This window comes from Herbiconiux sp. A18JL235 (assembly GCF_040939305.1).
Taxonomy (GTDB): domain Bacteria; phylum Actinomycetota; class Actinomycetes; order Actinomycetales; family Microbacteriaceae; genus Herbiconiux.
In genome coordinates this window covers 1,911,134-1,934,744 of record NZ_CP162511.1, presented here as the reverse complement: position 1 = coordinate 1,934,744, position 23,611 = coordinate 1,911,134, and the positions used below count along the sequence as shown (strand labels likewise).

Annotated in this window: 19 protein-coding genes; 4 read left to right on the top strand and 15 right to left on the bottom strand. The window is 70.3% G+C overall.

What is annotated here, in order from left to right:
- Positions 1 to 82 precede the first annotated feature (82 nt).
- The 6 genes from ABFY20_RS08980 to rpsO form a co-directional block, all read right to left on the bottom strand.
- On the bottom strand, positions 83 to 682 hold the full coding sequence (locus tag ABFY20_RS08980) for a hypothetical protein (RefSeq protein ID WP_368499595.1): 600 nt from the start codon (positions 680 to 682) through the stop codon (positions 83 to 85).
- A 4-nt stretch (positions 683 to 686) separates the two neighbouring features.
- Positions 687 to 1,427 (bottom strand): class I SAM-dependent methyltransferase, encoded by a 741-nt coding sequence (locus ABFY20_RS08975; RefSeq protein ID WP_368499594.1) that lies wholly within the window; start codon positions 1,425 to 1,427, stop codon positions 687 to 689.
- A complete protein-coding gene (locus ABFY20_RS08970; RefSeq protein ID WP_368499593.1) occupies positions 1,427 to 2,593 on the bottom strand; it encodes a type III polyketide synthase in 1,167 nt (388 codons plus the stop codon). The genes ABFY20_RS08975 and ABFY20_RS08970 overlap by 1 nt, the downstream gene beginning before the upstream one ends.
- A gap of 102 nt (positions 2,594 to 2,695) precedes the next feature.
- On the bottom strand, positions 2,696 to 3,346 hold the full coding sequence (locus tag ABFY20_RS08965; RefSeq protein ID WP_368499592.1) for an FMN reductase: 651 nt from the start codon (positions 3,344 to 3,346) through the stop codon (positions 2,696 to 2,698).
- Complete coding sequence (locus ABFY20_RS08960; protein WP_368499591.1) at positions 3,346 to 4,497, bottom strand: LLM class flavin-dependent oxidoreductase; 1,152 nt, start codon at positions 4,495 to 4,497, stop codon at positions 3,346 to 3,348. The genes ABFY20_RS08965 and ABFY20_RS08960 overlap by 1 nt, the downstream gene beginning before the upstream one ends.
- A gap of 170 nt (positions 4,498 to 4,667) precedes the next feature.
- Entirely contained in the window at positions 4,668 to 4,937 is a 270-nt protein-coding gene (gene rpsO / locus ABFY20_RS08955; protein ID WP_171704996.1) for a 30S ribosomal protein S15, read from the bottom strand.
- Positions 4,938 to 5,132: 195 nt separating this feature from the next.
- Here rpsO and ABFY20_RS08950 point away from each other — a divergent pair, with 195 nt between their 5' ends.
- A complete protein-coding gene (locus ABFY20_RS08950) occupies positions 5,133 to 6,203 on the top strand; it encodes an isopenicillin N synthase family dioxygenase (protein WP_368499590.1) in 1,071 nt (356 codons plus the stop codon).
- Positions 6,200 to 7,522 (top strand): MFS transporter, encoded by a 1,323-nt coding sequence (locus ABFY20_RS08945; protein WP_368499589.1) that lies wholly within the window; start codon positions 6,200 to 6,202, stop codon positions 7,520 to 7,522. The genes ABFY20_RS08950 and ABFY20_RS08945 overlap by 4 nt, the downstream gene beginning before the upstream one ends.
- 34 nt (positions 7,523 to 7,556) lie before the next feature.
- Here the strand turns inward: ABFY20_RS08945 and ABFY20_RS08940 are convergent, their stop codons facing one another.
- From ABFY20_RS08940 to ABFY20_RS08905, 8 genes are all read right to left on the bottom strand, one after another.
- Complete coding sequence (locus tag ABFY20_RS08940; protein ID WP_368499588.1) at positions 7,557 to 9,893, bottom strand: UvrD-helicase domain-containing protein; 2,337 nt, start codon at positions 9,891 to 9,893, stop codon at positions 7,557 to 7,559.
- A 476-nt stretch (positions 9,894 to 10,369) separates the two neighbouring features.
- Entirely contained in the window at positions 10,370 to 10,744 is a 375-nt protein-coding gene (locus ABFY20_RS08935; protein ID WP_171704999.1) for an FKBP-type peptidyl-prolyl cis-trans isomerase, read from the bottom strand.
- An 80-nt stretch (positions 10,745 to 10,824) separates the two neighbouring features.
- Complete coding sequence (locus tag ABFY20_RS08930) at positions 10,825 to 12,117, bottom strand: PrsW family intramembrane metalloprotease (RefSeq protein WP_368499587.1); 1,293 nt, start codon at positions 12,115 to 12,117, stop codon at positions 10,825 to 10,827.
- Positions 12,118 to 12,155: 38 nt separating this feature from the next.
- Positions 12,156 to 13,550 carry an FAD-binding oxidoreductase gene (locus tag ABFY20_RS08925; protein WP_368499585.1) on the bottom strand — a complete coding sequence of 465 codons (1,395 nt, stop codon included), beginning with the start codon at positions 13,548 to 13,550 and terminating at the stop codon, positions 12,156 to 12,158.
- Positions 13,547 to 15,094 carry an aspartate ammonia-lyase gene (locus ABFY20_RS08920; protein ID WP_368499584.1) on the bottom strand — a complete coding sequence of 516 codons (1,548 nt, stop codon included), beginning with the start codon at positions 15,092 to 15,094 and terminating at the stop codon, positions 13,547 to 13,549. The genes ABFY20_RS08925 and ABFY20_RS08920 overlap by 4 nt, the downstream gene beginning before the upstream one ends.
- 65 nt (positions 15,095 to 15,159) lie before the next feature.
- The gene (locus ABFY20_RS08915) at positions 15,160 to 16,560 is read right to left on the bottom strand and encodes an aldehyde dehydrogenase family protein (protein ID WP_368499583.1); all 1,401 of its coding nucleotides are present in this window, start codon (positions 16,558 to 16,560) and stop codon (positions 15,160 to 15,162) included.
- Between the two features lie 40 nt (positions 16,561 to 16,600).
- The gene (locus ABFY20_RS08910; RefSeq protein ID WP_368499582.1) at positions 16,601 to 16,837 is read right to left on the bottom strand and encodes a hypothetical protein; all 237 of its coding nucleotides are present in this window, start codon (positions 16,835 to 16,837) and stop codon (positions 16,601 to 16,603) included.
- On the bottom strand, positions 16,834 to 18,018 hold the full coding sequence (locus ABFY20_RS08905) for an anion permease (protein ID WP_368499581.1): 1,185 nt from the start codon (positions 18,016 to 18,018) through the stop codon (positions 16,834 to 16,836). Before ABFY20_RS08905 ends, ABFY20_RS08910 begins: the two co-directional genes overlap by 4 nt.
- A gap of 149 nt (positions 18,019 to 18,167) precedes the next feature.
- Here ABFY20_RS08905 and ABFY20_RS08900 point away from each other — a divergent pair, with 149 nt between their 5' ends.
- On the top strand, positions 18,168 to 20,288 hold the full coding sequence (locus tag ABFY20_RS08900) for a S9 family peptidase (RefSeq protein ID WP_368499580.1): 2,121 nt from the start codon (positions 18,168 to 18,170) through the stop codon (positions 20,286 to 20,288).
- A 52-nt stretch (positions 20,289 to 20,340) separates the two neighbouring features.
- Positions 20,341 to 21,402 (top strand): hypothetical protein, encoded by a 1,062-nt coding sequence (locus ABFY20_RS08895; RefSeq protein ID WP_368499579.1) that lies wholly within the window; start codon positions 20,341 to 20,343, stop codon positions 21,400 to 21,402.
- Between the two features lie 30 nt (positions 21,403 to 21,432).
- Here ABFY20_RS08895 and ABFY20_RS08890 read toward each other — a convergent pair whose 3' ends face one another.
- Positions 21,433 to 23,547 (bottom strand): DEAD/DEAH box helicase, encoded by a 2,115-nt coding sequence (locus ABFY20_RS08890; protein WP_368499578.1) that lies wholly within the window; start codon positions 23,545 to 23,547, stop codon positions 21,433 to 21,435.
- Positions 23,548 to 23,611 lie beyond the last annotated feature (64 nt).

Here is a 23,611-nt window from a genome sequence, read left to right as displayed (position 1 = left end):
GGACCAGCTTCCTGCCGGCCTGCTCTCAACTTCACCATTCTAGCAGCCCCGGCCCACGGAACCGAGGATGGCTCGCGCCGATTCACGCTGTGATCTCCACGGTGAACGGCCGCGCGGTGCCGATGAGCCGCACCGGGACCTCGGCGACCCGGCCCTCGGCGGCCAGCGGATGCACGAGCCGGTTCAACCGCGCATCCACGTGCCGCGGCACGAAACCCGCTCGGTACACCCGCCCGTCGTCGCCCACCAGGTCGACGGCGACCCGCAATTCCCTTCCCAGCCAGCGGCTCGCATCCGGAGTCAGCACCGCACGGAGCGTGCGCGAGGTCGCCTGGGCGGCGTCGATGGAGGTCTGCCGGCGCTCGGAGCCCTCGAGCTCCATGCGGTGCACCGGCGTGTCGTCGCCCGCGGCCGCGGCGATCTCGCTGAGAGGCACGGGCTCGAGCGAGCCGAGGGTACGAAGGGTGTTCTCGCTGTCGCGGCCGGAACCGCGAAGCAGCGGCACCACGAGCGCTGCGGCGAAGGCCACCGCGAGGGCGAGCAGCAGCACGGTGAGCACCGGCGTCAACACCGGCCAGTCGGCGCGGGTGACCACGTTGGCGGCCATGGCCGAGACCAGCACCATCGCGAAGAGGAAGACCTCCCAGCGCCAGAACGGCTTGAAGCGTCTGTTCTCCTGCATGCCCCTAGTCTGCCGTGCCAGACGGTTCCGTCTCGCGCGCTGCAGCACTCGCGGCGTAGGTGAGGAGATTGCGGAACGGAGCCTGCGACTCCACGTTCCACTCCCGCCGGGCGGCGACCCTCAGCTCGGGGGTGGTGTAGCTGCGCCTGATGGAGGTGAGACCGTCCTGCCGCACGAACGACCCGCGGAAGAGCACGAGGGTCGCCGCCCAGTACTCCAGGTAGGCGAGCCTGCTGCGCCGGATGTCGCTGTGGATCGACAGCCCTCGGCACAGCAGCTCGCAGTCGATGAGGAGGTCGGTGAGCTGCTGGGGGCTCAGGTGGTGCAGCACGTGGTTCGAGATGACGAAATCGAACCGGAACGCGCGGTCGACGAGCGCACTGCTGTCGAGGGTGAGGAAGGTCACCCCGTCGGGGTTCGGCGCCCGCGTCGCCGCGGCGATCGCCCTCGGGTCGGGGTCGATGCCGGTCACCTCGAGCAGCAGACCGTCTCGCCTGGCCCAGCGCGCGAGGTCGCGCGCGATGTCGCCGCCACCGCAGCCCACGTCGATGAGCGTCGACGGGGTCGTCGCCGACAACAGGGGCCGGATGCGCTCACGATACGTCCCCTTCCAGCCGGCCACGAGACGGTTGACCCCTTGGAACTGCTCGAAGGTGCGGGCGAGCAGCTGCGGGTCGCAGTCGGGGTCGTCCATCAGCTCCCGCGCGGTGACCGCCCGCTTGCGGAGGTCGGGCAGGACGGGCATCAGCGAACCTCCTCCGACCGCCCGGCGATGGTGAACAGACCCGCCTCGACGGTGAGCCCTGGCCCGAACGCCATCGCGCAGACGCGCTCGCCCGCCGCGGCGCTCCCCGATTCGAGGATGCGGCGGAGCACGAAGAGCACGGTCGCGCTGGAGAGGTTGCCGACCGTGCGCAGCGTCTGCCGCGAGGGATCCATCTCCGCCTCCCCCAGCTGCAGCGCACCCTGCACGCGGTCGAGCACGCTGCGCCCGCCGGGGTGCACCGCCCAGTGACCGGCCATCGACCGCGGGGTACCTCCGGCGGCGCCGAGCAGCGGGGCGAGAGCACCCTCGATGTGCTCGTCGATGATCTTCGGCACGTAGCTGCTCAGCACCATCTCGAAGCCCTCGTCGCCGATGGTCCAGGCCATCGCCTCCTCGCCCGTCGGCGTGAGGGTGGTGGTGAACTCGTCGAGCCGTAGGGCGAGGCCGCCCCCGTCTCCGCCACGGTCGCCGGAGGTGACCACGGCGGCTGCGGCACCGTCGCCGAAGACCGACGACGCGACGATCTGGTCGCTCTCGTTCGAGGAGCGCATGTGGAGGGTGCAGAGCTCGACGCTGACCACCAGAACCACGGCATCCGGATCGGCCTCGCAGAACGCCTTCGCCGCACGCAGGGCGGGGAACACCCCGTAGCAGCCCATGAAACCGACGTGAAGGCGTTGGGTGGTCGGCCTCAGCCCGAGTTCGCGCACGAGCACGTAGTCGGGACCCGGGGCGAAGAAGCCCGTGCAGGAGACGGTGACGACATGGGTGACGTCGGCGGCGGCGACTCCCGGCACCCCGGCGAGAGCCTCGCGCGCTGCGTCGAGGGCGAGCTGAGGCGCCCGCTCGATGTAGCGCTCGTTGCGGATGCGCGTGGAGGGAGCGAGGAAGACCCCGTCTGCGCCGACGAAGACGGGTTCGTGAACGTCGGGCCCGTCGGTCGAGCCTGGCACAGCGGAGCCCTCGGTCAGCTCGTCGACCACGGTGTACCGGGTGTCGATGGCCGAGGCGTCGAAGGAGGCGGTGACGAGACGGCGGCCGAGCCGCGAGAGGCCGGGCTGGGCGGCGAAGAGGTCGCGGGCGCGCCCCTGCGGGAGGGCGGCGCCGGGCAGCGCCGTTCCGATGCTGCGGAGGTACACGGCCATAGCCCCATGTAAGCACGATCGCCCGACAGCGGAGCCGCGCCACGGAGAACTCCGACGGCCTCGACGGGCCGCCGGAGTTCTGCTACCGTCCAGCGCCTTGCGCTACTGCGCGCCGAACCCGCCGACCGGGCTGAAGCCCGCGTCGAGGGCGAACGGGTCCTTGATCTCGCCCGAACGGGTCGACGCCGCGACCGACGTGGCGAGCTCGCCCGCCGCGCGGTGGATGCGGTCGGGCAGCGTGGGGAACCCGTCGTCGGCCGCGCCGCTGCCCCAGTCCTCCGCCGCCGCGAACACGCTCGTCGGCAGCACGGGCGCCCTGAGGTAGCCGAACAGCGGCCGCATGGCGTGGTCGAGCACCAGCGAGTGGCGGGGTGTGCCGCCGGTGGCGGCGATGAGCACCGGCAGGCCGGTGAGCGCGGTGTTGTCGATCACGTCGAAGAACGACTTGAAGAGGCCCGAGTAGCTCGCGGTGAACACGGGGCTCACCGCGATGAGCCCGTCGGCGCCGGCCACCGCGTCGAGGGCGGCCTGGAGCTTGGCGCTCGGGAACCCGGTGAGCAGGTTGTTCGTGATGTCCTGCGCGAGGTCGCGCAGCTCGATCACGGTCAGCTCCACGTCCACCCCGCGCCCGGCGAGGTCGGAGACCGTGGCCTCGGCCAACCGGTCGGCGAGCAGCCTCGTCGACGACGGCTGGCTGAGCCCGGCCGAGAGTTCCACGAGGCGCTTCGGCGCCGTGGTCTCGTAGCCGGGCATCAGGCACCCACCCGTGCGGCCTCGGCGGCGACTGCCGACTGGGTCTCGTCGTCCTGAGCCTGCTTCGCGGCCTCGCGGGCGCGCATCCGCTCGATCTGCGACTGGTGGGTCGGGCCGTCGGGCACGTGCGCGGGTCGCTTGGCGTCGAACTCCTTGCGGAGCACGGGCACCACGAGCTCGCCCAGCATGTCGAGCTGCTCGAGCACCGTCTTCAGCGGAAGGCCGGCGTGGTCCATGAGGAACAGCTGGCGCTGGTAGTCGCCGAAGGTCTCGCGGAAGGTGAGTGTGCGGTCGATCACCTGCTGCGGACTGCCGACGGTGAGCGGGGTCTGCTCGGTGAAGTCCTCGAGGCTGGGGCCGTGTCCGTACACCGGCGCGTTGTCGAAGTAGGGGCGGAACCGGTTCACCGCATCCTGCGAGTTCTTCGTCATGAAGACCTGGCCGCCGAGGCCCACGTAGGCCTGGTCGGCCTGACCGTGACCGTAGTGCTCGAAGCGCTGACGGTAGAAGGCGATGAGGCGCTGGAAGTGCTCCTTCGGCCAGAAGATGTGGTTCGCGAAGAAGCCGTCGCCGTAATAGGCGGCCTGCTCGGCGATCTCAGGGCTGCGGATGCTGCCGTGCCAGACGAAAGGAGCGACGCCGTCGAGGGGGCGCGGGGTGCTCGTGAAGCCCTGGAGCGGGGTGCGGAACTGGCCCTCCCAGTCGACGGTGTGCTCCGTCCAGAGGCGGTGCAACAGCGCGTAGTTCTCGATGGCGAGCGGGATGCCCTGGCGGATGTCCTTGCCGAACCAGGGGTAGACCGGTCCGGTGTTGCCGCGACCCATCATCATGTCGACGCGGCCGTCGGCGATGTGCTGGAGCATCGCGTAGTCTTCGGCGATCTTCACGGGGTCGTTCGTCGTGATGAGCGTCGTGCTGGTCGAGAGCAGGATGTTCTCGGTCTTCGCCGCGACGTAGCCGAGCATCGTCGTGGGGCTCGAGGGCACGAAGGGCTCGTTGTGGTGCTCGCCGAGCGCGAAGACGTCGAGGCCGACCTCCTCGGCCTTCTGCGCGATGGTGAGGATCGCCTTGATGCGCTCGTGCTCGGTGGGGGTGGTGTCGTTCGTCGGGTCGGTCGTGACGTCTCCGACGGTGAAGATTCCGAACTGCATGTCGACCTCTCAAGTCACTCTGCCGCCTGTCGCGGCTTTCAATGCGTTTGCATGAACATCCTTCTCAACACCCCGTCGGCGAATCTATTCCCGACCTCGAGCAGGAATGCAGAAAGGCCGCCACCCCGGAGGGTGACGGCCTTCTGTGACGTCTGAGACGACCCGGTCGCTTAGCGGCGGAGGCCGAGACGCTCGATCAGCGAGCGGTAGCGCTCGATGTCGATGTCCTGGAGGTAGCCGAGGAGGCGACGACGCTGACCCACGAGGATGAGGAGGCCACGACGCGAGTGGTGGTCGTGCTTGTGCTCCTTCAGGTGCTCCGTGAGGTCCTTGATGCGCTTGGTCAGGATGGCGACCTGCACCTCAGGGGATCCGGTGTCACCGGGGTGGGTAGCGTACTCGTCGATGATCGCCTTCTTGACGTCTGCTTCGAGTGCCATAGATGGGATCCCCTTTCTCTCGTTGCGCGGTGCCAGTCAGCCGGATGCTGTGGCTCTCTTTATCCGCGGCCGTTCACACGGCAACCTGAAGAGCTTAGCAGAAACGCCGTCGTAACATTCGGTGCTCCAGTTCGACGGCGAACCGGGAACACACCATAGTTGACATGCGTTAGTAGTTCGCGGAACGGACGGAAAATGACACTCGACATCCCCAGCACCAGCACCCTCGACTCGGCCACCCTGCCGGTTCTCGACCTCAGCCGCCTCTCGCAGGGCGACGCCGAGGCGGAGGCCTTCCGGGTCGACCTGCGCGAGGCCACCCACGACTACGGCTTCTTCTACCTCACCGGGCACGGCGTGCCCCAGCAGCTGATCGACGACGTGATGGCCGTCTCGCGCCGCTTCTTCGACCTTCCCGAGGCCGACAAGATGGCGATCGAGAACATCAGGAGCCCGCACTTCCGCGGCTACACCCGCGTCGGCGGCGAGCTCACCCAGGGCAAGGTCGATTGGCGCGAGCAGATCGACATCGGCACCGAGCGCGAGCCGGTCACCGACCCCGACGCGCCCGACTTCATGCGGCTCGAAGGCCCGAACCAGTGGCCGGATGCGCTCCCCGAGCTCCAGACGACGGTCTCCGAGTGGTACGACGAGCTCAGCCGCGTCGCCCTCACCCTGCTGCGCGCCTGGGCCGTCTCGCTCGGCGCATCCGAGGACGTCTTCGACGAGGCCTTCGCCGAGCGCCCCTCCACCCTCATCAAGATCGTGCGCTACCCCGGCAAGAGCGACCCGGAGCCCAAGCAGGGCGTCGGCGCGCACAAGGACAGCGGCGTACTCACCCTCCTCCTCGTCGAGCCCGGCAAGGGCGGCCTGCAGGTGGAGAAGGACGGTGAGTGGATCGACGCTCCCCCGATCGACGGCGCCTTCGTCGTGAACATCGGCGAGCTGCTCGAGGTCGCGACCGACGGCTACCTCAAGGCGACGGTGCACCGCGTCATCTCGCCGCGCATCGGCACCGACCGCATCTCGATCCCGTTCTTCTACGCCCCGGCGCTCGACTCGACGATCCCCGTGCTCACCCTCCCCGAGGAGCTCGCTGCCGAGGCGCGCGGCATCACCGTCGACCCCGGCAACCCGATCTTCACCACCTACGGCGAGAACGCGTTCAAGAGCCGGCTGCGCGCCCACCCCGACGTGGCGGCGATCCACCACTCCGACCTCGTGGAGAAGAACGCGGCCGCCGCCGCGCAGAACAGCATCGCGTGAGCGACCCGCAGTCGGAGCCGGCCGCGCGACGCAATCCGTTCGCCGATCTCACTCCGCTGCGGGCCAGCCCCGCGTTCGCGCGGTTGTGGGCGGGCCAGGCGATCTCGGGCATCGGCAGCCAGATGACAATCGTGGCCGTCGGACTCGACATCTACCGCCTCACCGAGTCGACCCTCGCGGTCTCCGGGGTCGCGCTGTTCGCCCTGCTGCCCATGATCATCGCCGGTCTCTACGGCGGGATGCTCGCCGACGCCTTCGACCGCCGGAGGGTCGCCCTCCTCGCCGCGATCGTCGCGTGGGGTTCGACGGCACTGCTCGCCACCCTCGCCTGGACGGGCGCCGACAGTGTCGCCGCCCTCTACGCGCTGGCGACGGTGAACGCCGTGGCGGCGACAGTCATCCAGACGACGCGTGCGGCGATCTACCCACGCATCCTGCCGCGCGAGCTCCTGCCTGCGGCCGCGGCCCTCAACGGCATCACCATCGGCGTGATGGTCACGCTGGGCCCGGCCCTCGCGGGCGTGCTGGTGGCCACGGTCGGCTACGGCTGGACCTACACGATCGACGTCATCCTCTTCGTCGCGGCGTTCGTCGGCATCCTCGGCCTCCCGCGCATCCTGCCCGAGGGCGACATCCATCGCCCGGGTCTCGACTCGCTGAAGCACGGGTTCGCCTTCCTGAAGCGCGCGCCGAACATCCGCGCCTCCTTCCTCATCGACATCGCGGCGATGACCTTCGGGCAGCCGCGCGTGCTGTTCCCCGCCATCGGCGTGCTCGTCATCGGCGGCGGCCCCATCACCGTCGGCATCCTCACCGCCGCCTCGGCGATCGGAACGATGCTGGCGAGCGTCTTCTCCGGCCGGCTCGGCGGGGTGCGCTGGCAGGGCAGGGCCATCGCGCGCGCCGTGCAGTCGTACGGCGTGAGCATCGCGCTGTTCGGGTTGGTGCTGCTCGTCACCACACTCGCCGGGGCACCCGCGAACGACGACTTCTCGGAGGTGAACGTCACGGCGCTCGTGCTCGCCTCGCTGGCACTCGCCGCGTCGGGGGCCTCCGACGAGGTGAGCGCCATCTTCCGGTCGACGATGCTGCAGACCGCGGTGCCCGACAACATGCGCGGGCGGCTCCAGGGTGTGTTCACCGTCGTCGTGACGGGCGGGCCCCGCATCGGCGACATGTACGTCGGGCTGCTGTCGGTGTTCGCGGCGCTCTGGTTCCCTCCCCTTCTCGGCGGGATCGTGATCGTCGTGGCGGCGGCGCTCATCCTGCGCCTCGTGCACACCTTCCGCGCCTACGACGCCCTGAACCCACTGCCGTGAGGCCAGGGCACCGGCGCGCGAGCGGGCCCGCATCTCAGAGCCCGGCGGGCGGCGTCTCCCCCGATGCGAGCACGAGCACGAGCCGCTGCGTCGGCCTGGTCATCGCGACGTAGAGAGCGGATGCGCCCCGCGCGTTCTGGTCGACGACGGCGGCCGGGGAGACCAGCACCACGTTGTCGAACTCGAGCCCCTTCGCCTCCGCGGGGTTGATGACGGCGACGGGGCGCGAGAGCCCCGCTGCGCCGACACCGACCCGATCACCGAACGCCTCGGTCAGCGCGTCGGCTGTCGCCGAGACCGCAGAGTCGGCGGCGATCACGGCCGTGGTGCCGCCCCCGCCGACCATCTCGGCGGCGATGCGCTCGACGAGCGAGCCGAGTTCCGCGTCCGTCGTCGACGAGAGCGCCTCGACCGGCCAGTCGGTGGTGCGCACCGAGCGTGAGTGCGTCACCTCGAGGCCGCCGGCCACCGCCACGCGCTCGGCGGCGTCGACGATCTGCGCGGGAGTGCGGTAGTTCACCGTGAGCTCCTCGAGACGCCAAGAATCGCCGAGCAGCGGGTCGAGGGTCGAGCTCCAGCTCGTGGCCGAGGCCGCCGAACTCGCCTGGGCGATGTCGCCGACGATGGTGAAGGAGCGCAGCGGGGCGCGGCGCAGCAGCAGCCGCCACTGCATGGGTGAGAGCTCCTGAGCCTCGTCGACGACGATGTGCCCGTAGGTCCAGGTGCGGTCGGAGGCGGCCCGCTCGGCCGTGGTGAGGCTCGCCGCGCTCTCGGCGAAGCCCGCCACGACCGTCTCGGCCGAGACCAGGCCCGCGACGTCCATGTTGCGGATCGCGTTCTTCGCGTTCTCGAGGTCGCGCTTGTGCTGGGCCTTCTCGGCACGCTTGCGGGCACTGTCGCCCTCGTCGTACTCGCCGAGCAGTTCGGCAGCCTCGTCGAGCAGCGGCACGTCGGAGACGGTGAACGCCGAGCCCCGCTCCCGGCGCAGCAGCTCGCGCTTGGCCTTCGACCAGTGGCCGGTGAGCGAGGTGAGCCACTGCGGCCTGGCATAGAGGTCTTCGAGGAGCTTCTCGGGGGTGAGCGGGATCCACGCGGTGTTGAGCGCGACGCGCACGTCGTAGGCGGTGCGGATGTCTTCGCGGAGGTACGCGAGGTCGGCGTCGTCGACCGTGCCCCCGCGGCGGCGCAGCTGCTCGGCGAGCTGCTTGGTGAGCTGGCCGAGCATGGTCTTCACGAACGACACGCGTGCCTCGTTGTAGGGCTTGCCCGACTCGCGCGCCTTCGCGATGGCATCGGCGATGGCCTGCGGCAGCAGCTCGATGCGCTCCCCGTTCACCTCGAGCGTCTGCGGTTCGGCGGGCACGCGCTGACGGGAGCGCACGGCACGACGGATGAGCGCCGCCATCTCCGACGACCCCTTCAGCGCGGCGACGGCGGGCTCGTCGTCGGCGACCGCCTCCACCCCCGGGTAGAGCTGCCCCAGGCTCGCCAGCACCACACCGGTCTCGCCGAGGCTCGGCAGCACCGCGTTGATGTACTGCAGGAAGGCGCGGCTCGGGCCCACGACGAGCACACCGCTCGAGCCGAGGCGTTCGCGGTGCGTGTAGAGCAGGTAGGCGGCGCGGTGGAGGGCCACGGCGGTCTTGCCGGTGCCGGGGCCGCCCTGCACCACGAGAACCCCTGAGAGCTCGGAACGGATGATGCGGTCCTGCTCGGCCTGGATCGTCGACACGATGTCGTGCATGCGGCCGGTGCGCTGCGCGGAGAGCGCGGCGAGCAGGGCCCCCTCGCCCTGGAGGCGGGTTCCCTCCTCGTCGAGGAGAGCGGTGTCGAAGACCTCGTCCTCGATGTGCACCACCTCGCGGCCGCGAGTGGTGAGGTGACGGCGGGCACGGGCACCGAGGGGCGTGGCCGCGGTGGCCTGGTAGAACGCTGCCGCCTGCGGCGCGCGCCAGTCGAGCAGCAGCGGCTCGAGGTTCTCGTCGCGGAGCCCTATACGCCCGATGTAGCGCAGCCGCGATCCCGCAGCGCCATCGACGCCATCGGCGCCGTCGGCGCGGGTGTCGCGGTCGGCGTCGCTCGCGCCGTCGGCGCGCGCGTCACGCGAACCGGTGCCGCTGTCGCCGTCACCCGGATCGGCGAGCTCGAGGCGGCCGAAGGCGAGGCGCTCCCCCACGTCGCGCAGCTGACGGATGCGGTCTTCGTACACGCGCGCGAACGCATCCCGCTCGGAGCGCGACTGGTGGTTGCCGCCCACGCTCTCGCGCCGCACCGAGGCGAGCTCCCGCTCCGCCTCAGCCCGCAGCCCGTCGAGCCGTGCGTACAGCCCGGCCACGTAGTCCCGCTCCCCCGCGAGTTCGGAATCCGCCACGCCCGCACCTCTCGTCACCCCGGAACTCGAATTTCCCGGCAGATAAGTCTAGCTGTGCCAACCACCCCCCACGCTGGTCGCGCAAACCGCCCCACCCCACCCCGCCGCACGAGACTGAGCCAGCCCACATTGGTCGCGCAAATTGCTCGCATCTCGCGAAATGGGGACAGTTTGCGCGACCAACGCGCACCTGTCACGAGCACGAACCCCGAGCGAGGCCCGAGGCCCGAGGCCAAAAGGCCGTTATCGACGACCCAAGGCGGCGAGGTGAAGGGTGGCCGCGCCAGCGGCCACCCATGTTGGTCGCGCAGAGTGCTCGGGCGGGAGCCACGAGGGGCGACGCAACGGGCCGTTGTCGACGACCCAAGGTGAAGGGGTGGCCGCGCCAGCGACCACCCCTTCACACGCCGCGTCGCGCCGCAGCAGCGGCGGCGCGACCCGTCGGAGCCGCGCGCAGCACGGCCCCGACGGCAACATCACGGCACAGAGATCAGGTCGATCACGAAGATCAGCGTCTTGCCCGCGAGGAAGTGGCCGGAGCCGGCGGGGCCGTAGGCGAGGTGCGGGGGGATGGTGAGCTTGCGGCGGCCGCCGGCCTTCATGCCGGGGATGCCCTCCTGCCAGCCGGCGATGAGGCCGTTCAGGGGGAAGCTGATGGTCTCGCCACGGTTCCAGGAGGAGTCGAACTCTTCGCCGGTCTCGTACTCGACGCCGAGGTAGTGCACCTCGACGGTGCCGCCGGGAACGGCTTCGGCGCCGGTGCCCTCGACGATGTCGACGATCTCGAGCGTGGTGGGGGCGGGGCCTTCGGGGAATTCGATCTCGGGCTTGGAACCGGTGGAATCTGTCATGACTCCATCCAAGCCCACCCGGAGGGACAGGTCAAAAGGCCCGCCCGCCGGGCAAGTCACACGGTCACGGGGTCACGACGTCACACCCCGCGCGCCTGCAGCACGGTTCCGAGCGCCGCCCGGTCGGCGAGCAGCTCGTCGAGCAGCTGCGCCTCGTCATGCCGCGGGCCGATCGCGGAACGGCCGACGAGCATCCGCTGCCGCACGAAGGCGAGCCGGGTGGCGTGCTTCATGAACGACTTCATCGCCGCAGACCCCCCGGGCGGCAGGGTGCGTGCCCAGGCCTTCGCCTGCCGGCGCCCGGTGCCCGTCGAGAGCATGTCGACCTCGGCGTCGCTGAACCAGCCGGCGGCGGCGTACTCCTGCAACCTCGCCCTGGTGAGTCTCGTCTCGGCCCGCCGCAGCAGCACGACGAACACCACGGCGAGGGCGAACAGCGGCACCTGCACGACGAGGTAGAGCAGGAAGAAGCCGCCGAGCCCCTCCACGAGGTAGGTCGAGCCGTTCCACAGCGCGTGCAGCCCGATCGCGAGCAGCAGGCCGAGCAGGAAGATGCCGACGCCGGCGAGCCAGGCGCGGCGCCGCACCGCGAACCCGAGCGCGACACCGGTGCACGCGGTGAACATGACGTGGGCGAACGGCGACATGATGCCCCGCAGCACGAAGGTGAAGCCGAGCCCGACGCCGCCCGACTCGATGAGCGACTGCCCGAAGTAGAGGATGTTCTCGGTGAACGCGAACCCTGCGGCGATGGTGGCGCCGTAGACGAGCCCGTCGACCGGGCCGTCGAACTGCTTGCGGAAGAACAGCAGCAGGATGAGGATTCCCGCCGCCTTGGCCCCCTCCTCCACCACCGGCGCCTGGATGACCGACCCCCATAGCTCGCTCGTCGTGTTGAGACCGTCGCTCGCGGCGTACACGATGAGCTGGATGCTGAAGTCGGCGATGAGCGCGATGGCGACGGATGCCGCGGCGCCCCAGAGGAACGCGAACCACAGCGCGGGCCGCGGTTCGGGCTCCCAGCGGTCGATGAGGGTGATGGCCGTGATGACGACGGCGAGCGGCACCAGCGCGACGACGGCGCAGATGACGAACGCGACCGGCCCGAGGCCGAGCACCAGGTAGCCGATGACGGCGAGGAAGACGAAGCCGAGCACGAGCAGCCCGACGATGCCGAACACGAGCGACGAGGTCGACGCCCCGCGAGGCCTGGTCGCGACGGGCATCATGGGTGCGGCGGGCAGAGCGCCGGCGGGCGCTCGAGGCGCAGGCGACTGCAGTGCGGCCGCGGCCACGGCGGGTGACTGCACCCCGGACGGCGAGGCGGCGCCGCCGGTCGGCGCGCCGGACGGGTCGAAAGCACTCAAGAGCATTCCTCACTTCGCAGGGACGACACCCAGCGTAGCGGCCCTCAGTAGACCTTGCCAGGGTTCATGACCCCGCGCGGGTCGAACACCGCCTTGACACGCTTCTGCAACTCGAGCTGCTCGGCGCCGAGTTCGCCCTCCAGCCAGCGCTTCTTGAGCAGCCCCACCCCGTGCTCTCCGGTGAGGGTTCCCCCGAGCGCCACGCAGGTCTCGAACAGCTCGTCGGCGGCAGCCCAGACGTGGTCGGGCACCTCGAGAGGGGCGCCGGACGGGCGGGCGGCGCCTTCGCGAGGGATGACGAAGTTCGGGTGCAGGTTGCCGTCGCCCGCGTGCGAGACCGTCGGGATGCTCAGCCCGTACGCCGCGCCGATGCGCTCGATCGCCGCGAACATCTCGGCGAGCCGCGACCGGGGCACGCACACGTCTTCGACCAGCACGTCGCCGTCGGCCTCGAGCGCGGCATGGAAGCTGCGACGGAACGCCAGCTCGGCCTCCCCCTCCGCCGCATCGGCGGTCGAGCGCAGGCCGAGCGCCCCCGCGGCACCCAGCACTGTCGCGATCTCCGCCGCCTCGATCTCCGCCCCCGCACCGTCGGTCTGCACCAGCACGTAGGCGGCGCCCGCCGCCGCGGAGGGCCGGCCGAGCAGCCGGTTCACGGCGGCGACCGCCGCGGCATCCATCAGCTCCATCACCGCGGGCCGGAGCCGCGCCGCCGTCACCGCGGCGCACGCGGCGGCGGCCTCCGTCACGCTGCCGAAGAACGCACCGAGGGTGACGACGGGGCCGGCAGGCAGGGGCCGGATGCGCACGGTCGCCTCCACGATCACCCCCAGGGTTCCTTCCGACCCGGTGAACAAGGCGGTGAGGTCGTAGCCCGTCACGCCCTTCACCGTGCGCCGGCCGGTGTGCAGCAGGGAGCCGTCGGCGAGCACGACGGTGAGACCGAGCACCGCCTCCCGGGTCACCCCGTACTTCGCGCACAGCAGCCCGCCGGCGTTCGTGGCGATGTTGCCGCCGATGGTCGAGATCGCCTTGCTCGCCGGGTCGGGCGAGTAGACGTACCCGTGCGGCAGCAGGGCGTCGCTCAGGTGCTGGTTGATGACTCCGGCCTGCACCACCGCGAGCTCGTCGTCGAGCGAGATCTCGACGATGCGGTCGAGCCGGTCGAGAGCGAGCACCACCGAGCCCTCGGTCGAGGTGGCGCCGCCCGCGAGCCCGGTGCCCGTGCCCCTCGGAACGATGGCGACCCCCTCCGAGGCGGCGAGGCGCACTGCAGTCTGCACGTCGGCGACCGACTCGGCGGTCACCACGCATAGGGCACCCTCCTCCGACCGCCAGCCCGACTTGTCGCTGCGCACCTGTTCGAGCGTCGCGGCATCCGTCGTCACCCTGTCGCCGAGTTCGGCCCGCAGCGCGCCGAGCAGCTCCGCGGGAGTCACTCCGGGGTTCCGGAACCGCCGCGCGACGCCGAAGAGGACGCCGATGCCGCCGCCGCTGCCTCACGCGCCGCCTGTGCCGCCGCCTCGGCCCGCGCCTGCTCGGCCTCCAGGTCGATGATCGGCATCGCCGCCGTGATCGCCTCGATGCCCGACAGCCGCGCCGGCGACGTCAGCTTCGTCACCTGCTCCCGGCTCATCAGGTCGGCCTCCACGACGAGGTCGGCGATGTTGCGGTGGGTGAGCAGGGCGGTCTTCGCGAGTGCCGACGCCGCCGCATAACCGATGTAGGGCGTGAGCGCCGTCACCACTCCCACCGAGGTCGAGACCATCGTGTCGAGCCGGTCGAGGTTCGCGGTGATGCCGTCGACGCAGTTCAGGCGCAGGGTGCGGCAGCCCGCGGTCATCCAGGCGAGGCTCTGCAGCAGGGAGTGCGCCATCACGGGTTCGAAGGCGTTCAGCTGCAGCTGCCCGGCCTCGGCGGCCATGGTGACGGTGAGGTCGGCGCCCGCCACCGCGAACGCCACCTGGTTCACCACCTCGGGGATGACCGGGTTCACCTTGCCGGGCATGATGCTCGAGCCCGCCTGCCGCGGCGGCAGGTTGATCTCGCCGAAGCCGGCCTGCGGTCCGCTGGAGAGCAGCCGCAGGTCGTTGCAGATCTTCGAGAGCTTGATCGCCGAGCGCTTCAGCACGCCCGAGAGCGTCATGAACACTCCCGTGTCGCTGGTGGCCTCGACCAGGTCGGCTGCGGTGACGAGGTCGAGCCCCGTGAGCTCGCGCAGCTGCCGGCAGACCGTCGCCGCGTAGTTGGGGTCGGCGGTGATGCCCGTGCCGATGGCGGTGGCGCCGAGGTTGATCTCGCACAGGAGCGGCACGGTGTAGCCGAGCCGATCGGTGTCTTCGGTGAGGGTGGTGGCGAAGCCGTGGAACTCCTGGCCCAGGGTCATCGGCACCGCATCCTGCAGCTGCGTGCGGCCCACCTTGAGCACGTGCTCGAACTCCACGCCCTTCGCGGCGAACGAGTCGCGCAGCAACCCGTGCTCCACCAGCAGCCGTCGGAGCGAGAACACCGCGGCGAGCTTCACCGCGGTGGGGTACACGTCGTTGGTGCTCTGGCTGCGGTTCACGTCGTCGAGCGGATGCAGCACCCCGTAGTCGCCGGGAGCGTGGCCGTTGGCCACCAGGGCCACGTTGGCGATGACCTCGTTCGCGTTCATGTTCGTCGAGGTCCCCGCCCCGCCCTGGATGACCCCCACCACGAACTCGTCGTGGAACTCGCCCGCCTTGATGCGCTCGCAGGCGGCGTCGATCCACTCGGCCTTCCACGCATCCAGCACGCCGATCTCGCGATTGGCCCGCGCCGCCGCCTGCTTCACCGTGGCGAGGGCGTTCACGAGATCGGGGTAGACGGAGATGGGCCGGCGCGAGATGGCGAAGTTCTCGAGCGCCCGGGCGGTGTGGATGCCCCACAGCGCGTCGCGGGGTATCTCGATGCTGCCCAGGCTGTCGGTCTCGGTGCGGGTGGGCGGCGGCGTGGTGGTCACGGTGGTTCCTCTCGGTGCGACCGCACTCGTGGTGCGGCTCCTGGCTCGGCGCTCGTGGCGCCCTTCTACCGCAGCCGTCGCATGAGACCGCGGATGAAGTTCTCCTTCTTCGCCGTGAACGGCGGATACACCAGCTTGAGGGTGTCGGGCGCGAGCCGCTTCGACAGCACCGACTTGGTGTGGCTGAAGATCTCGATGCTGCGCCGCCCGTGGTACGAACCCATCCCGCTCTCGCCGACGCCGCCGAAGGGCAACCCCGGCACCGTGAGGTGAGCGACGGGGACCCCGAAGCCGACGGCTCCCGACGAGGTCTCGGTGAGGATGCGCCTCGCCGTCTCCTTCGACGAGGTGAAGGCGTAGAGCGCCAGCGGCTTCTCCCCCGAGCGGATGAAGGCGATGGCGTCGTCGAGGCCCGTCACCCTCACGATGGGGAGGATGGGGCCGAAGATCTCCTGGGCCATCACCGGTGCGTCGCGCGACACCTCGTCGAGCACGGTGGGGGCGAAGTAGCGGGCGCGCTCGTCGCGCTTGCCGCCGGTGCGGACGGTCTGACCCTCCAGCAGCCCTGACAGCCTGGTGAACTGCTTGTCGTTGATGATGCGGCCGTAGCTCGAGCTCGTGCGCGGGTCGCCGTCGTACAGTTCGCTGATGGCGTCGACGAGGTGCGGCACCAACCGCTCGGCGACCGAGTCGGTGGCGAGCAGGTAGTCGGGGGCGACGCAGGTCTGCCCGGCGTTCATGAACTTGCCCCAGGCGATGCGCCTGGCGGTGGCGGCCAGGTCGACGGTGTCGTCGACGTAGACGGGAGACTTGCCCCCGAGTTCCAGCGTCACGGGCGTGAGGTGCTTCGCGGCGGCCTCCATGACGATGCGCCCGACGGTGCCGTTGCCGGTGTAGAAGATGTGGTCGAAACGCTCGGCGAGGAGCGCCGTGGTCTCCTCGACCCCGCCCTCAACCACCGCAACGGCGCGGCTGTCGAGGTAGAGCGGGATGAGCTCCGCCATCACCGCGGAGGTCGCCGGTGCCAGTTCGCTCGGTTTCATGACGACGGCGTTTCCGGCGGCCAGCGCGCCCGCAACGGGAGCGAGCAGCAACTGCAGTGGGTAGTTCCAGGGGGCGATGACGAGCACGACGCCGAGCGGTTCGAGCATGGTCGCGGCGGAGGCAGGTGCGAGGGCAAGCGGCACCGGTACACGCCGCGGCCGCAGCCAGCGGCGCAGATGAGTGAGCGTGTGCTCGATCTCGCCCGCCACCACCCCGATCTCGGTGAGCTGAGACTCGGCGGGGTTCTTGCCGAGGTCGGCGAACAGGGCGTCCTCGATCTCGGCCGACCGCTCCTCGAGCATCGACTTCAGCGCCCTGAGCTGCCTGACCCGCCAGGCGTAGGAGCGGGTCACGCCGTGCTCGAACGACGACCTGAGGATCGGGACGACGGGCGATTCGGCGACGGTGCTCTGCGCTGTCATCCCCTCATCGTAGGGGAGGGCGCCCGGTCGCGGTAGCGGATCAGCTGTGGAAGAAGGGGACGATCAGGTAGATGCCGAACAGCACCGCGCATCCGCTGAGGACGAAGCACAGGTACGACAGCACGGTCGCCCACGCGGGCCGTGAGCTCTCGCCTGTCGTGGCATCGATGCGGCTGAGGAACCGGAACCGCAGCCCGAAGGAGTACAGGCTCACCACGGCGGCCGTGGCCACCAGGGAGGCGGCGGCGACCACCAGGAAGGCGCCCCAGTCGATCATCGTTCGGCCTTCCTCTTGCGGCGGGTCGCTTTGGGACTGCGCACGGCGATGGTGGCCGCGTCGACCTCGCTGATGGCGTTGCCGGAGTCGACCCGGTTGCGGCGCGAGAGCAGGAAGATGGTGCCGATGATGGCGAGGCCCACCACCAGGTCGATGACGATGCCGACCGTGCCGAAGGTCGCCACGAACGCGGCGAGGGCGCCCACGAGGGCTGAGGCCGGGAGGGTGACGACCCACCCGAGGCCGATGCGCCCCGCCGTGCGCCACCGCACGGAGGAGCCCTTGCGGCCGAGGCCGGAGCCGATCACCGAACCGGAGGCGACCTGCGTGGTGGAGAGCGCGAACCCGAGGTGGCTGGAGGCGAGGATGGTGGCGGCGGTGCTCGTCTCCGCGGCGAAGCCTTGGGCGGGCTTGACCTCGGTGAGCCCCGAACCGAGGGTGCGGATGATGCGCCACCCGCCCATGTAGGTGCCGAAGGCGATGGCGAATGCGCAGGTGACGATGATCCAGAGGTCGGGGCCGCTGCCGGCGGGGAGCATTCCTGCCGAGATGAGGGTGAGGGTGATGACGCCCATGGTCTTCTGGGCGTCGTTGGTGCCGTGGGCCAGCGCGACGAGCGACGAGGAGAAGATCTGGCCGTAGCGGAACCGGCCGCGCACCCCTGACTGGGCGCTCGAGCTCGGCATGTTCGTGATGGCGTAGGCGAGGCGGGTAGCGACGAAGGCGACGACCCCGGCCACGACGGGGGCCACGAGCGCGGGCAGCACCACCTTGCTGAGCAGCACGGAGTAGTCGACCACACCGAAGCCCGCCCCCACGATGGCGGCGCCGATGAGGCCGCCGAACAGGGCGTGCGAGGAGCTCGACGGCAGACCGAAGAGCCACGTCACCAGATTCCAGACGATGGCTCCGATGAGGCCGGCGAAGATCATCTCGGGGAGGATCTGCACTCCCCCGTCACCCTCCTTGATGAGGCCGCCCGAGATGGTCTTCGCGACCTCGGTGCTGAGGAACGCCCCGACGAGGTTGAGCACGGCGGCCAGGGCGACGGCGACCTTCGGTTTCAGAGCGCCGGTCGCGATCGGCGTGGCCATCGCGTTGGCGGTGTCGTGGAAGCCGTTGGTGAAGTCGAAGAACAGGGCGAGGGCGATCACCAGCACGACGATGACGGTGATATCCACCAGGGGGCTGCTCCAGACTGTCGCGCGGGTTCGCAGCCACCGGATGTTCACTCCGAGTTCGTCCGTTCGCGGTTGCCGGAGGATGGCGCGAGTCGATAATCGCATCCGCCTCTGCCGAGGTCAACTCGGGCGGGCCGTACGCTGGAACCATGGCATCCGTTGCTCCCCACGCCCGCAGAGTCCCGACCGAACGCGTGCACCACGGAGACGTCGTGATCGACGCCTTCGAGTGGCTGCGCGACAAGGACGACCCGGAGGTGATCGCCTATCTCGAGGCGGAGAACGCCTACACAGAGGAGCAGACCGCGCACCTCGAGACACTCCGCGGGAAGCTGTTCGACGAGATCAAGTCCCGCACCCTCGAGACCGACCTCTCCGTGCCGGTGCGCGACGGCGACCACTGGTACTACACCCGCACGATCGAGGGTTCGCAGTACGGCGTGCACTGCCGCGCGGCCGTGGCGGGGCCCGGCGACTGGACGCCGCCGAAGCTCGTCGCCGGGGAGCCCGTGCCCGGCGAGCAGATCGTGCTCGACGACAACGTCGAGGCGGAGGGCCACGAGTTCTTCTCTCTCGGCTCCTTCGACGTGAGCCCCGACGGCAATCTGCTGGCCTACGCCGTCGACGTCGTGGGTGACGAGCGGTACACCCTGCGCATCCGTGACCTCCGCACCGGCGAGAACCTGCCCGACGAGGTGGGCAATACCTTCCCCGGAGCGGTGTTCTCGGGCGACGGGGAGTCGGTGTTCTACCCCACGGTCGACGAGGCCTGGCGGCCCGACACCATCTGGCGGCACCGGCTCGGCACCGACGCCGCAGACGACGAGAAGGTGTTCACCGAGCCAGACGACCGCTACTGGGTGGGCATCGGCCTCACCCGCAGCAAGCGGTACCTCGAGATCGCGCTGGGGTCGAAGATCACCAGCGAGGTGCACCTGCTCGACACCACCGACGCCGACGCGACCTTCGAGGTCGTGTGGCCCCGTCGCGAGGGTGTGGAGTACAGCGTCGAGCACGCCGTCGTGGGCGGCGAAGACCGGTTGCTCATCCTGCACAACGACGGTGCGCTCAACTTCGAGCTCATCTCGGTGGCTCCGGATGCGCCCCTCGACCGGTCTCGATGGGAGGTGGTGCGGGCTCACGACCCCGCGGTGCGGCTCGAAGACGTCGACGCCTTCGCGAACCACCTGACGCTCGACTCGCGGCGCGAGGGGCTCACACGGGTGTCTGTGCTGCAGCTCGACGCCTCTGTCACCTCACTGGAGAACGCGCCCTTCGCCGAGCTCGAGTTCGACGAGCCGCTGTTCTCCGTGGGCACCTCGGGCAACCCCGAGTGGCAGCAGCCGACCATCCGCTACGGCTTCGGCTCGTTCGTCACGCCCTCCTCGGTGTTCGACTACGACATCGCCTCGGGCAGCTCGACGCTGCTGAAACAGGCTCCGGTGCTCGGCGGCTACGACCCCGCACGCTACGAGCAGCGCCGCGATTGGGCGACCGCGGCCGACGGCACTCTGGTGCCGATCTCGCTCGTGGCGGCGCGAGGCGTGTTCGACTCGGGCGCTCCCGCCCCCCTCGTGCTGTACGGCTACGGGTCGTACGAGGCGTCGATCGACCCGGCGTTCTCGATCTCGCGGCTGTCGCTGCTCGACCGCGGCGTCGTGTTCGCCATCGCGCACGTGCGCGGCGGCGGCGAGATGGGGCGTCAGTGGTACGAAGAGGGCAAGACGCTCACCAAGAAGAACACCTTCACCGACTTCGTCGCCTGCGCCTCGCACCTGGTCTCCTCTGGCGTGACCGCGCCCGAGCGGCTCGTGGCGCAGGGCGGGAGCGCCGGCGGGCTGCTCATGGGAGCCGTGACGAACCTCGCGCCCGAGCTGTTCGCCGGGGTGCTCGCGCAGGTGCCGTTCGTCGACGCGCTCACCTCGATCCTCGACCCCGAGCTGCCGCTGACGGTGATCGAGTGGGACGAGTGGGGTGACCCCCTGCACGACCCCGAGGTGTACTTCTACATGAAGGAGTATTCGCCCTACGAGAACGTGACCGCCCAGCGCTACCCGCGCATCCTCGCCGTCACGAGCCTCAACGACACCCGCGTGCTCTACGTCGAGCCCGCCAAGTGGACGGCGCGGCTGCGCGAGGTCGACGCCCCCGTGCTCCTCAAGACCGAGATGTCGGCCGGCCACGGCGGCGTCTCCGGCCGCTACGAACGCTGGCGCGAGGTCTCCTACGAGACCGCCTGGATCCTCGACGTCCTGGGTCTCGCCGCCTGAGCGGGATGAACCGCCTGAGAGGGATGAACGGCCTGAGCGGGAGGGACGCGCCGTGAGCGACGAGGGCCTGTACCTCGTCTTGGCGGCTGCCGGCGGGCTTGCCACCGTCGTGCTCCTCCTGACGGCGTGGGCCGCCACCGGCGTCACCCGTCATCTTCCCGCGTCGCCGGTGGTCGAGTTCGGGCCGCCCCCGGGGGAGCTGATCGACCACGCGATCGCAGCGCGCGCAGAGAGGCGCATCCTCGCCGCGGGGGTCGTCGATCTCGCGGTGCGCGGTCGGGTGCAGGTGATCGCCCCTGGCGGATCATCAGGCGCGGTGGCGATCCAGCGCATACCGGGCGTACCGCTCGGCGAGTGGGAGTCGAGCCTGTTCTCGGCGCTCGTCGGCCCTGACACCACGGGCAGGCAGCGGCGTCGACGCGGCCGGGCGCTCGCCCTGATCGGAGTCGCGGAGGACCGAGGCGACGTGGCGTTCCTCACCGGTCCTGCGTCGTTCCCCGTGCAACGCGCGCGGGCGCTCGCGCTCCTCGTCGACGACCGGCGTCAGCACCTCGAACGGCGCGGGCTGACGAAGGGACGTCCTGTCGGTCTCCATCTCGCCGTGGTCGCCCTGGCGTTCCTCACGGCGCTCACCGTCGGGGTGGTGCTCGGCCTGGCCGCTCTCGTCGACGGACTCTGGCCGGTCGCGGTGCTCGTGCCGGTGGTGCTCGCAGCACTCGTGTGGGTGATCGCGCTGACACCGCCCCCGATCCAGCGCTTCACGGTGAAGGGCGACGAGCTGCGGCGTCAGCTCTCCGGGCTGCGCGATTACCTGAGGTTCGCAGAACGTGACCGCATGCGGTTGCTCCAAGGTCCGTCCACAGCCCTCCGCGACGACGCGGATCGTCTCGTGCTCACCGAGAAGCTGCTCCCCTACGCGATCATCCTCGGTGAGGAGCGCGCCTGGAGGAGAGAGCTGGCGCAGCTCGCCGATCTCCAGTCCAACGACGGCCTCCTCGCGCTCGGGTCGACCGTCGACTCACTCGCGTCGATCCTGGACGCGATCTCGGCGATCAGCGCCGTCGCCCGGCTCGTCGGACTCGTCTTCGGCTCAGTGCTCCGCATCTTCGACTGAAACCGTGCACGGCACCGGCCGGACCGTGCGTCAGCGTTCCAGGGCGGAGCGGAGGAGGGAGACGAGGGCGTCGAGCTGCACGCTGTCGGAGGAGGTGACGTCGACGTCGGAGCCGTCGAGGGCTCGGGCGGCGAGGCCCTGCTTCGAGTCGATGAGCTCGGCGATCCGGGTGTCGATGGTCTGCGCCGCCACGATGCGCCAGGCGGTGACCGGCTCCTCCTGACCGATTCGGTGCACACGGTCGATTGCCTGGGTCTGCTCGGCAGCCGTCCACGACAGCTCGGCGAGCACGACGTTGGACGCGGCCTGGAGGTTCACGCCCACGCCGGCCGCGGTGAGCGAACACACCGCCACCGAGACCTCGGGGTCGGTGTTGAAGGCGTCGATCTCACGCTGACGCAGCAGCGCCGACTGGTCGCCACGGATGGAGACGGTCTTGAGCTCGCGCTTGGCGAACAGCTCCTCCGCCTGGTTCATCACGTCGATGTGCTTGGCGAAGAACACCACCTTGCCCACGGAGCGCGCGAGCTGCGCCGCGTAGTCGGCGGCGAGGCCGGCCTTCGCCGTGCCGATGCGGCGCACCATGGTGAAGACGTTCAGGCCGTCTTCGGTCGCCTTGGTGTCGTCGAGCTCCTGGCGGGCGACGAGGCGCATGAGGTCGTCGTCGGGCAGCTCGTCGGGCTCGTCGCCGCGCGATGCCGCTCGGGCGGCGACCAGGCGGCGGTAGCGGGTGACGAGCCTCGCACCCAGCTCGCGCTCCGCCTCACGGATCGACTTGCCCATCTCGTCGTCGAGCTCCACCGGCAGGTCGACGATCCGCTTCGCAGGCAGGTCGGCTGCCACGTCGATCTTGCGGCGTCGCACGATGCCCATGTCGATCACCGCCTCGCGCGCCTCGGCGAAGAACCCGGTGTCGGCGGGCGTCAGCCCGACCTCCTCGAGCCGCTCCATGAGCACCGGCGTGGGCTTCTGCCCGTCGATCCAGCCGAGGAACTGCCAGATCGCCCTGAAGTCGTCGACGTCGTTGATGAGCGGCGTTCCGGTGAGCGCCATCATGAGCGGGTTGCCGCCGGGAGCGGTGCGACGGATGCGGTCGGCGAGCGCCAGCACGTTGCGCGACCGCAGCGACGACATGTTCTTGATGAAGTGCGCCTCGTCGACCACCATGCCGCGGAAGCCCATGGTGCCGAGCCACGACAGGTGCCGGTCGAGCACCTCGTAGTTCACCACCACGACGTCGGCGAAGGCGTCGAGGTTCTCGCCGTCGCCGTGCACGACGGTGGCCCTACGGTGCGGGGTCCAGATCTCGACCTCGCGCGCCCAGTTCATCTTCACCACGTTCGGCACGACGGCCAGCAGCGGGTAGGCGTCGGCGACGGATGCGGCGAGCAGCGACTGCGCCGTCTTGCCGAGACCGGGCTCGTCGGCGAGCAGGAAGGTGCGGTGGCCCGCCTGCACGCTCTGCAGGAAGCGGGACTGGTGCACCATGAGCTCGCGGCCGGCGGGCGAGAGCCGGTCGATGGTGGGCGCGGGGGGCAGCTCCATGCTGGCCGCGTTGCCGCCGGCGCCGTACTCGAACGCGCGGTAGAGCGGGCCGAGCAGCTCCCAGTTCGAGAGCCTGCCCACGCCGTGCGGCTTCGCCGGCGTGAGGTCGGGGGCCATGAACGGGTTCGCGAGCTGCCTCGACTTCACCGAGGTGGGCACCACCTGGCGCTCGGCGAGCTCCGGGGGTACGACGGTCGCGGTGGGAGCCGGCACGTCGGGCTCCTCGTCGGGCACGTCGTAACCGGCGTCTTCGAGGTACTCGCGGCGCAGCTTCTTCGCGGCGGGCGAGACGGCGGCGTCGTTCTCGAGCAGGGCGATGAGCGAGGTGTCGCGCGCCGCGGTGCGGGCGAGGATGCTGGCGATGCCGTCGAGCCGTTTCAGCTGCTCGGCGCGCTCGGCGTCGCTGAGCGACGCATCCGTCTTGATGGAGGCGCGCTCCTCGCGCATGAGGAGCGCCACGACGAGGAACTTGGTGCGGTTCGAGGGCGCCACCTTGCCGCGCTGGGCGGCGGCTTCGACCTCGCGCACCTTGCGGGCGAGGATGGGGATCAGACCGGTGTTGTCTGCGGTTCGCGTTCGGCGGTTGCCGGACCTTGACATCGTTCTCCTGGGGAGTCTGCGGAACACCACGGGAGCCTGGGCACCTGAGCAACGTGACGGGGGT

Coding starts and splice junctions, on each gene's coding strand:
- ABFY20_RS08980 (WP_368499595.1), bottom strand. CDS start 682: ATGCAGGAGAACAGACGCTTCAAGCCGTTCTGGCGCTGGGAGGTCTTC.
- ABFY20_RS08975 (WP_368499594.1), bottom strand. CDS start 1,427: ATGCCCGTCCTGCCCGACCTCCGCAAGCGGGCGGTCACCGCGCGGGAG.
- ABFY20_RS08970 (WP_368499593.1), bottom strand. CDS start 2,593: ATGGCCGTGTACCTCCGCAGCATCGGAACGGCGCTGCCCGGCGCCGCC.
- ABFY20_RS08965 (WP_368499592.1), bottom strand. CDS start 3,346: ATGCCCGGCTACGAGACCACGGCGCCGAAGCGCCTCGTGGAACTCTCG.
- ABFY20_RS08960 (WP_368499591.1), bottom strand. CDS start 4,497: ATGCAGTTCGGAATCTTCACCGTCGGAGACGTCACGACCGACCCGACG.
- rpsO (WP_171704996.1), bottom strand. CDS start 4,937: ATGGCACTCGAAGCAGACGTCAAGAAGGCGATCATCGACGAGTACGCT.
- ABFY20_RS08950 (WP_368499590.1), top strand. CDS start 5,133: ATGACACTCGACATCCCCAGCACCAGCACCCTCGACTCGGCCACCCTG.
- ABFY20_RS08935 (WP_171704999.1), bottom strand. CDS start 10,744: ATGACAGATTCCACCGGTTCCAAGCCCGAGATCGAATTCCCCGAAGGC.
- ABFY20_RS08930 (WP_368499587.1), bottom strand. CDS start 12,117: ATGCTCTTGAGTGCTTTCGACCCGTCCGGCGCGCCGACCGGCGGCGCC.
- ABFY20_RS08915 (WP_368499583.1), bottom strand. CDS start 16,560: ATGACAGCGCAGAGCACCGTCGCCGAATCGCCCGTCGTCCCGATCCTC.
- ABFY20_RS08910 (WP_368499582.1), bottom strand. CDS start 16,837: ATGATCGACTGGGGCGCCTTCCTGGTGGTCGCCGCCGCCTCCCTGGTG.
- ABFY20_RS08900 (WP_368499580.1), top strand. CDS start 18,168: ATGGCATCCGTTGCTCCCCACGCCCGCAGAGTCCCGACCGAACGCGTG.
- ABFY20_RS08890 (WP_368499578.1), bottom strand. CDS start 23,547: ATGTCAAGGTCCGGCAACCGCCGAACGCGAACCGCAGACAACACCGGT.